Origin of the sequence: Bradyrhizobium uaiense, from assembly GCF_010811875.1 — a bacterium.
In the GTDB taxonomy this organism is placed as follows: Bacteria; Pseudomonadota; Alphaproteobacteria; order Rhizobiales; family Xanthobacteraceae; genus Bradyrhizobium; species Bradyrhizobium uaiense.
Genome location: NZ_VKHP01000322.1, coordinates 1 through 9,436 on the forward strand (window position 1 = coordinate 1; position 9,436 = coordinate 9,436).

The 9,436-nt window shown below is 57.4% G+C and carries 5 protein-coding genes and 2 pseudogenes; 6 read left to right on the forward strand and 1 reads right to left on the reverse strand.

The features are described from left to right. Positions 1-704: 704 nt before the first annotated feature. The 3 genes from FNJ47_RS41980 (at position 705) to FNJ47_RS41990 (ending at position 5,541) form a co-directional block, all read left to right on the forward strand. Complete coding sequence (locus FNJ47_RS41980; RefSeq protein WP_163162145.1) at positions 705-1,892, forward strand: ABC transporter ATP-binding protein; 1,188 nt, start codon at positions 705-707, stop codon at positions 1,890-1,892. Between the two features lie 84 nt (positions 1,893-1,976). Then, positions 1,977-3,773: an ABC transporter permease subunit gene (locus FNJ47_RS41985; RefSeq protein WP_163162147.1), complete on the forward strand. Its 1,797-nt coding sequence runs from the start codon at positions 1,977-1,979 to the stop codon at positions 3,771-3,773. A 685-nt stretch (positions 3,774-4,458) separates the two neighbouring features. After that, positions 4,459-5,541, forward strand: coding sequence for an ABC transporter substrate-binding protein (locus FNJ47_RS41990; protein ID WP_163162149.1), 1,083 nt, complete (start codon positions 4,459-4,461; stop codon positions 5,539-5,541). A gap of 920 nt (positions 5,542-6,461) precedes the next feature. On the opposite strand, the pseudogene FNJ47_RS54060 reads toward FNJ47_RS41990, so the two are convergent. Further along, positions 6,462-6,655 (reverse strand): annotated as a pseudogene (locus tag FNJ47_RS54060) (transcription termination factor Rho); the annotation flags it as partial. 382 nt (positions 6,656-7,037) lie between these two features. Between FNJ47_RS54060 and FNJ47_RS42000 the strand changes: the two are divergent. The 3 genes and pseudogenes from FNJ47_RS42000 to FNJ47_RS42010 form a co-directional block, all read left to right on the forward strand. Then, complete coding sequence (locus FNJ47_RS42000) at positions 7,038-7,937, forward strand: ABC transporter substrate-binding protein (protein ID WP_347341794.1); 900 nt, start codon at positions 7,038-7,040, stop codon at positions 7,935-7,937. A 260-nt stretch (positions 7,938-8,197) separates the two neighbouring features. Next, positions 8,198-8,434 (forward strand): annotated as a pseudogene (locus FNJ47_RS42005) (integrase core domain-containing protein); the annotation flags it as partial. Positions 8,435-8,707: 273 nt separating this feature from the next. Continuing rightward, a partial coding sequence (locus FNJ47_RS42010; protein WP_163162151.1) for a M20 metallopeptidase family protein occupies positions 8,708-9,436 on the forward strand: 729 nt, incomplete at its 3' end.

Here is a 9,436-nt window from a genome sequence, read left to right on the forward strand (position 1 = left end):
CTCCGGCCTCATGCTCCTTCAGCACCGCAATGATCTGCTCTTCCGTGAACCTTGCTCGCTTCATCTGTCCGTCCTTCGTCAGGCCGGACTCTAACTCCTTCTGGAGGATATTCTCAGGGGCAGGTCACTCACACCAGACAGGTCCGCGCAAGTTGGGCTTTTGCATCCACGCCGGCGGGTGTCCGGGCTGCGAACTAAACCCTTGGTAGTTCTGCAGACTTTTCCTTACAGATATTCCGGCTACCGGCACACCCGCGTGTCTTTGACGGCGCTGCCCAGCCAGCTCCACTCCTACTCGAAGTTGAATTCCCGCCTTCGGCCGCGCGCGCTGGGAAAATGCCAGCGTGCATTTGGATAAGCTCGCTCGCCGAACAGTGACGCGGTACGACCGTATTTTGAAGTGTTTCTTTGATCTCTTGCATTTTTCGCAGTTTATGTGCGCTGGCACTCTTTACGCTTTTCCATGATCCTGCAGATCGAGTTCGTGATCGAGCAGCCAAGATGAGGGTGGTTGAACTGCGCGTGTCCGCGCCCGCCTCAGCCCTCGCGGCTGATTGAACTGACTATGTCCTACGCCCTCAATAGTCTCAGCGGCTGATGACCCTCCGCCGGGGACTTGGGCTGCGTGGGTAATTAGTTGGGTGGTTGCCAAGCAGGCGCTTAGCTGAGATCGAAGTAGGGATAGGAAACGTAGGGATGGGAACATGACTAGCGCAAACGCTACATCGCATGGAGTCGTGCTTAGGGAGCGCTCACGGATACAGCTGAACAATACGGCCAAAGAAGTGTCGGAAGCAAAGGGTGGCCGCGTCCAACTGTCGGGGTTGTCAAAGGAGTACGGCGGTTTCCGGGCAGTCGATCATGTGACCATTGACATTGCAGCTGGAGAATTCGTGACGGTGCTGGGACCGAGCGGCTCCGGGAAAACAACCGTCCTCATGATGATCGCGGGATTGGTGGAGCCCTCGGCAGGCGCGATTACGATCGGAGGACGCGATGTCACGCATCTCCGGCCGCAGCATCGCAACCTCGGTGTCGTCTTTCAGAGCTACGCGCTGTTTCCTCACCTGACGGCCGCCGAAAACATTGCATTCCCCCTCAGGATGCGCCGTAGGGGAGAAGCTGAAATTCGGCAAAAGGTAGAGGATGTGCTCGACCTAGTGCGGTTACCCAACGTTGCGCAGCGATTGCCGGGGCAGCTCTCTGGCGGCCAGCAGCAGCGGGTCGCCCTTGCTCGAGCTCTGGTCTTCGATCCTCCCGTCCTGCTCCTCGATGAGCCGCTGAGCGCATTGGACAAGAAGTTGCGGGAGAATATGCAGTTCGAAATTCGCGAACTCCATCGCAACCTGGGAGTCACAGTCATCAATGTTACACATGACCAGACCGAGGCTCTCGTGATGTCGGATCGCGTGATCATCATGCAGGACGGACGGGTTGTGCAATCCGGTTCTCCGAGCGAGCTTTATGAGCGTCCGAAATCGAACTTTGTCGCCGACTTTCTCGGAACATCTAACTTCCTAAAAGGCGAACTCGAGCTTCAGGAAGCGCAACGACCAGACGGATGGAGCCTAGTCACCGCTGGGGGATTGCGCTGCCGTGTTCCAGAATCGGCGCGCGGATCGAAAGGCCGGGCGTGCCTGATGCTTCGGCCAGAGCGCATCATGCTCAATAGCGCTGCAGAGATGGAAGAACGCTTTGAGGGACGTGTCGCGGAGATTGCCTACACTGGAAATATTATCCGGTACCGTGTAGCCCTCAACGATCAAGAGATCGTTGAAGTCACGTTACAAAACAAACCGGGACATGTGCCGCAAGCCAGTATCGGTAGCCAAGTGACGATCGGTTGGAACTTGGAAGACGTCCACATCTTCGTTGAATCGACGACTGATTAATTCTTCACGCGACAGAGCAGTGATGCCGCCACCGGAACGGCGCACGCGACCGAACGTACGAATCTCACTTACCTCAAGAAAACCATGTTATCTCGCACAACCCACCGTATTGGCCTTGTTGGCCTCCTAATTCCGGCAGCGCTCCTCCTGCTGCCGTTCTACCTCTATCCGTTGGTCCAGATCGTCTCTCGCAGCTTCGGAGATCAGGGTTGGTCGATCGCCAATTATCTCGAGCTGTTCAGCGACCCGTTCATGCTGCGCGTCCTGTCGCAAACCTTTCGGTTTGCATTCGTCATCGCAGTGCTTTGCGTCCTCGTGGGCTACCCAATCGCATATGCGATGCGCATTGTGTCGGACCGAACAAGACGGACCATGACACTGCTAATCCTCCTACCACTCTGGACAAGCATCCTCGTGCGTGGCTTTGCTTGGATTGTAATACTTGGCCGCAACGGCATTGTGAACACGGCGCTCGTCGATATCGGAATCATTGATGAGCCGCTCAAGCTAGTCTACAACACCGTGGGCGTGTACGTCGGCATGGTGCACATCATGCTGCCGTTTATGGTTCTGCCGCTTTACAGCACCCTGAGCCGAATCGACTTGCGCCTGCTGTCTGCTGCGGAAAGTCTCGGCTCGCGGCCCATTTCTGCGTTCTTCTGGATTGTACTGCCCTTGAGTGTCCCGGGAGTGCTCGCTGGCGCTCTGTTAGTGTTCATGTCCTCGGTTGGGATGTTCGTAATACCCGCGCTGCTGGGTGGTCTCTCGGATATCACCTACATCATGCTCATTGAAAAACAAGTCAACGAACTGAACAACTGGGGATTGGCGGCTGCGATGTCGGTATTGTTGCTTGTAGCGACCGGCATTCTTACGGTGCTCTACGAGCGGACACTCAATATCGAAACATCGTCCGGAATCCTCGGACGGTTAGTGCACCATGTCTTTCAACGAGGACCGATCCACCTCCTTGTCTGGCGCGAGCGTTTCCTGTCAAAGCTCTTTCCATTGCGCGCATCACAACTGGCCATAAAGGGGCAATCTGGCCGCCTGGGATCGCGCCACTTGGTCGTAAAGTGCTGCTCCTGGGGGGTACTTGTTTGCCTTGTGCTCCCGCTCCTTGTGCTCTTTCCACTTGCATTTTCAAGTGAGGCCTATCTTCATTTCCCCCCACAATCGTACTCTATTCGCTGGTTCGAGAATTTTTTTTCACGTGACGACTGGATCACCCCAGCAATTACAAGCCTCAAAGTCGCGATTCTAGCGACCACTGGTGTGATTGTGATCGGCGTTCCGGCTGCATATGCAATCGTGCGCGGGCGGTTTCCTGGCAAGGGAATTGTTACCGCAATTCTCATCTCGCCGATGATCGTGCCGGTCGTAATCTTCGCGATCTCACTCTATGGCGTCTATGTCCGCCTCAATTTGTTCGGGACCGAAGTTGGACTCGCGCTCGCTCACATTATTATTGCGCTTCCATATGTCCTAGTGACTGTCTCGGCGGGCTTGAGAAGCACGGATGAATCACTAGAGGCCGCGGCCCTGACAATGGGCGCGAGTCCCCTGCGCGCCTTCTGGTTCGTCACGCTACCCATGCTGCGTCCTGCCGTCATTTCCGCTGCATTTCTCGCGTTTCTCACTTCATTTGACGACGTGGTTCTGGCGCTGTTCCTCTCGGGAACGAGCGCCAAGACGCTTCCCGTGAGGATGTGGGAAGGAATTCGATTTGAAATTGATCCTGCCATCGCGGCCGTCTCGGTGATGCTCATCCTGATCACGATCGGTTTTAAATTCGCCGCGGAATGGCCGGCCCAGAGAGGCGCCAAATCAAACGATCCGGGATTTCCGGTCGTGCAGACTGCTGAGGGAACTAAGGGATGAAAGCTATCGAAGAAAGCGGTGGTGGCGGACTGAGATGTGCAACGTATCGAGGCGGGTATCATGCCTGCCGAAGGACGCTCCTCGGGCGGCAAGCAGAAGGTCGGGAGACATCTGGCCGACCGAAGACGCAAGGGGCCGTGAGACGATCGCTGCACTCGCCGACCACGAAAGCGATCACCATCGCGGACGACAAGACTGCGGCCAAAACCCAGACATTGTCGCAGTCGGGATGGGCCGATACGCAGATCGCAGAACTCATTGAGAAGATGTGCTCGTCCTACATACAAACGGCAGGCGCCCGAGAAACCGCTCTTCGGAGACATCGGCGACAACCTGTCGGTTCAGCGTTTGCTTCACACGCCTGTGAATCGTTTCTTGGCGGCAAGACACGCTGCGCAGATGACGTGCCGGGGCTCGAGCATTGGCCGACTTGATCAGAGCCTGCACCGCCGCCTCAACGCTCACTTTGCTTCGGCAATGTCTCTTGTGGCTAGCCTACGGTTGGCGTCGAAATAGGTAGTATGCGCGAGTCACTTTGCAGTATTTCCTCAACCTTCTCCACGGTATGCAGTCTTTGTGCGTTGACACACTTTTAGAGTTTTGCAGTCTGGCTTGACATCAAGAGCGTCCATCAGTTGCGCCAAAGTCAAACACTTACTTCAACGACTGTTGGGAGGAGAACCACATGAATCTCAAGCGCACTTTCTTCGCTCTCTGCGCTGCCATTTCGGCAGCTTTTGGACCTATTGCGCCGGCTGCGGCCGAAGAAAACGGCCAAGTGGTCGTCGCTTCATGGGGCGGCGCGTACCTAGACGCGCTGCGGCAGTCCATGTTCAAGCCGTTCGAAAAGGCGACTGGAATTAAGGTCATCGAAGCGGTTGGACCCGCATTGCCGAAGATGCGCGCAATGGTCGTTTCCGGAAGTCCGGAGTGGGATGTGGTGGATGCGGCGCCGGGAGACTTCCTGCAACTGTCAGGCGAAGGCATGCTGCAGCAACTCGACTACAGCGCGATGGATCGATCGGTCTTTGCAGATTTTCCACAAGATGCTGTTCAACCTTTCGGGGTGGGAACGGTCGCGTACTCGAAGGTCATTGCCTTTAACACGAAGAAATATACGCAAGCCGACGGACCGAAGAGCTGGGCAGACGTATGGGACGTCAAGAAGTTCCCCGGGCCGCGCGTTCTCGATGCGGGGAACGGAGTTGTCCCTCCGATCGAGATCGCGCTTCTGGCTGACGGCGTTCCTCCGGAACAGCTCTACCCGCTTGACTTCAAGCGCGCGTATGCGGCGCTGTCGCGTATCAAGCCGAGCGTCGCAAAGTGGGCGACAACTTCAGCCATGGAGCCAGAAGCGCTCATTTCGGGCGAGGCGGTGATTGGCTCTGGGCCCCATGGACGCATTCAGCTGGCAAAGGAGCAGGGTGCGCCTGTCGATTATGTCTGGAACCAAGCTTTGACTGACCACACATACTGGGCGATCTTGAAAGGCGCAAGGAACGCCGGCAATGCCCAAAAGTTCATCGAATTCGCCTCTCGACCCGAGAGTCAGGCGGCACTTGCAAAATTGTTCATCGTGGGTCCCTTGAACAAGAAGGCCTTTGATCTGATCCCAGCGGATCGAGCCAAGTTGCTACCGACCTATCCAGAAAACAGGGCTAAAACGGTCACGGCCAATCCGGCGTGGTGGTCAAGGAAGGATCCCTCTGGAAAGAGCAACCTGGAAATCAACAACGCGCTTTGGAATGCATGGAGTCTGCAGCAGTAAGCGAGATCTTGGCGATCTGTGAGCGCACAGGATCGTTGCGGATCGGCGAGGGGTGAATGTTTTAGGCAGCGATCCCTCTCAATCCGGAAGGCAGTCGAGGTGCTGATGTGGCCGTTGACTGTAGAGCCTGTTTGCGGTCGGTGACCTGTCAATCAGGCCAGCGGGTGGTTCCGGAAGAACACCAAGCCAGCCACAATTGCCCGTCGGCGCGGTCCCCACAGGATCGCGCCCGACGTCTGGCTTCACCTCGGGACTACGTCCTCTGTGCGTCACGGGCTCCACTATCACTACTCGTCCTGGTGAAGCTTAGCATCTATCACGGTTGCCGCGCGGCAACCGTCCCGGTCGCGCGATGCTTGTTTATTAGAGAGGCAACCAAGGAGGCCGGATCGCGCTACTACCACTCGATCTCAACGGCTGGTAGCGGCAGAGATTGCTACCGCCGCATTGGGGCGCATTAAGGACGCTCTCCCCGATCTCGTACGGACATGCGCAGCCGTATGTGTTGCGTGATAGCCGGGCGGAATTAACAACCTCATGGCGACGAGGATATTGAGCCACATGACAAGGGGACACCGAGTATGAGCTGTCGCACACGGCGGTCGCCGATCTGGTCGTATCCTCAGCTGCGCTCGCGCCATCGCCGCGGGCCTTGCAAAACAGTTAGGTTTCCCGGCCGATTAGACGATACGTCGAACTCCGCAGCGTGAATCTCCACCCGTGCTCGTGAACCAAGACCGCTTATGAGGTCGCGAGTTTTTGCCCGACCTTCGATACGCAGCCGATGCGTGCGGCCTGCCTGCGATGCCGCACGGTGACGCTTATTATTGATAATGATGCTTCAGCCCTAAGCGCTTTATCATGCCTCCTCTCCGTAAGGGCCGAAGAGCTGAGTTACACGGGTCGGGAAAGTGACCGCCTCTTTGCGAATGATGGCGGGGACGAGTGAGGTTGTCGAAATTGATCTTGTGTGTGGCCTTTTCCCAAGTGCTCGAAATTCAGCGTGTGCCTTTGAGCAGCGCGGGTAGCGCCCGCCTTCTTTCGGACTGCGAATATGGCCTTCGATGGCGTTGCCGCTGCGCACGCCGAAGCGGCGGACCTGCGACGGCGAGAGCGGCAAGCAAGCGAAATGGCTTGGCTGCTGAAATTGGTCGCATGCGCCCCTCACGTTGCGTAATTTCCCCGGTCTACTGCAGGATACGCACACTTTGTGCGTCGACACGCTCTTAGATTTCTGTGGCCCGGCTGAGAGCATCCATCAGCTGCGCCAAAGCCAAACATTCGCTTCAGGACTCTTGGGAGGAGAAGCCACGTGAATTTCAAGCGCACTTTCTTCGCTCTCTGTGCTGCTATTACGGCAGCCCTTGGACCTGTTGCGCCAGCCGCGGCCGAAGACAACGGCCAAGTAGTCGTCGCTTCATGGGGGGGGCGCGTACCTAGACGCGCTGCGGCAGGCCATTTTCAAGCCGTTCGAAAAGGCGACTGGAATTAAGGTCATCGAAGCGGTTGGACCTGCATTGCCGAAGATGCGCGCGATGGTCGATTCTCGAAGTCCGGAGTGGGATGTGGTGGATGCAGCGCCGGGAGATTTCCTGGTACTATCAAGCGATGGCATGCTGCAGCAGCTCGACTACAGCGCGATGGATCGATCGGTCTTTGCAGATTTTCCACAAGATGCTGTTCAACCTTTCGGGGTCGGAATGGCCGTGTACGCAGTTGTCATTGCCTTCAACGCTAAGAAGTACACGCAAGCCAACGGACCAAAGAGCTGGGCCGACGTATGGGACGTCAACAAATTCCCCGGGCCGCGAATTCTCAGCGCGCCCAGTGCAAGTGTTCCCCCGATCGAGGCTGCACTTCTCGCTGACGGAGTTCCTCCGGAACGGCTCTACCCGCTTGACTTCAAGCGCGCATATGCGGCTCTGTCGCGCATCAAACCGAGCGTCGTAAAATGGGCGACGACCGCAGCCATGTCACCAGAAGCGTACATTTCCGGCGAGGCGGTGATTGGCTCTGGGCCCCACGGACGCATTCAGCTGGCAAAGGAGCAGGGTGCGCCCGTCGATTATGCCTGGGACCAGGCTTTGACTGGCTACACCTACTGGGCGATCTTGAAAGGCGCAAAGAACGTCAACAATGCCCAGAAATTCATCGAATTCGCCTCTCGACCCGAGAGTCAGGCGGCACTCGCAAAATTGTTCATCATCGGCCCCTTGAACAAGAAGGCCTTCGATCTGATCCCCGCGGATCGGGCCAAGCTGCTGCCGACGTATCCAGAAAATAGGGCTAAGACAATCAGTATTGACCCGGCGTGGTGGTCAAAGAAGGATGCCTCTGGAAGGAGCAACGTGGAGATCAACAACGCACTTTGGAACTCCTGGAGTCTACAGCAGTAAGTGCGAGACCTCGGCGACTTATGGTCGTACGCCAGCGAGGAATAAAACAGTTCTGCGAATACTATCGTCGAGACGCGCCTCTGGAATCCACTCCCTCGCGCCCCTGGGACGGTCGGTGGTCATTGGCCACCGGTTGCTCTGTGGTGCGCTGCAATAGTGTTGTCAGGGGCGGTCCCGCAGACGTCGTTGTTGCTCCTGTTAGCGGGTTCGTACATCGCCAGTGTATCGCCAGCTCCGAGGAGAGGGCCGTCTTCCCCATCAGCGGCCGGCGGCGGGATGAATTGTTGAACGAGACGCTGTTCACATCGCTGGCCCAGGCCCGCGCAGCGTCTGGATACTGGCGAACCAATTACAACGATGCGGGGCCACACTCGCGGCTCGGATGCTGCCCGAGTTCGTTCACCCGCCATCCGCGCCGGGATCTGGCGCTGCGCTATGCCGAGAGCTCCTCGCTTGGTCCCGTCGCTAACAGCCGGGGCAAACTCAGGACTGGTTAAAGCGAGGTGGCACCTTGCCGAAAGGCTTCCCGTAGGGAGACGTGGGTAAAATTGGGATCCCTTGGCAGAATGGGGCGGCTGATACGGGCCTCTCAGGAGCACGGGACCATCCTGCAGCCCGATTCCACGAGGAGGTCCTGCGCCAACGCACGAAGGTTAAGGAAATTATGCGCACGAGGGGCAAATGACCGCAGATTTCGATCTTGATGAGGAGCTAAGTTACTTACTTGTGCGATAGCGCCAGATCGACCGGCGCGGATTAGGATTCAGCCGATGACTAATAGCAACAACAGCGGTCTTTCGGATGTGGAGCGCGAGGCGGTGATCGCGCTGCGCCACGCCATGCATCGAGAGCCTGAACTCTCCAATGCCGAATGGAGGACTCAAGAGCGGATCCGCAACATACTGGCGCAATTCGGCATCAAAGATGCCAAGGTCTTCCACAACACCGGCCTTTATGTCGACATTGAGGGCGTCGCGTCCGGCCCGAGGCGATCAATCGCGGTGCGTGGTGACATTGACGCGCTGCCGATTCAAGAGGCCCGCGAGGATCTGCCTTATCGTTCCCGGATGGATGGGGTCATGCACGCCTGCGGTCATGACATGCACAGTGCGATCGCGCTTGGGACCGCGCTCGCCGTCCACCGGATGCGAGACAATTTCGCCGGAACGCTGCGCGTGTTCTTTCAGCCGGCCGAGGAGGCTGAGCCGATGGGCGGGCGCACGGTGCAAGAGGAGAAGCTGTTAGACGGTTTCGACGGTGCAGTCGGTTTTCATATCAGTCCCGACATTTCCGCAGGGATGTTCGGTGCGCACGAGGGCGCCGTAACAAAGTCCGCCGACGGGTTCAAAATTACCGTGACCGGCAAGATGGCGCACGGTGCGGCGCCATATAAGGGCATCGACGCAATCACGATTGCTGCCGCCTTCGTCAACGAGGTGCAGAAGGTGGTCTCGCGCGAAATGCCCGTCGACGACGGCGCGGTTGTCACTGTCGGCAGC

Coding starts and splice junctions, on each gene's coding strand:
- FNJ47_RS41980 (WP_163162145.1), top strand. CDS start 705: ATGACTAGCGCAAACGCTACATCGCATGGAGTCGTGCTTAGGGAGCGC.
- FNJ47_RS41985 (WP_163162147.1), top strand. CDS start 1,977: ATGTTATCTCGCACAACCCACCGTATTGGCCTTGTTGGCCTCCTAATT.
- FNJ47_RS41990 (WP_163162149.1), top strand. CDS start 4,459: ATGAATCTCAAGCGCACTTTCTTCGCTCTCTGCGCTGCCATTTCGGCA.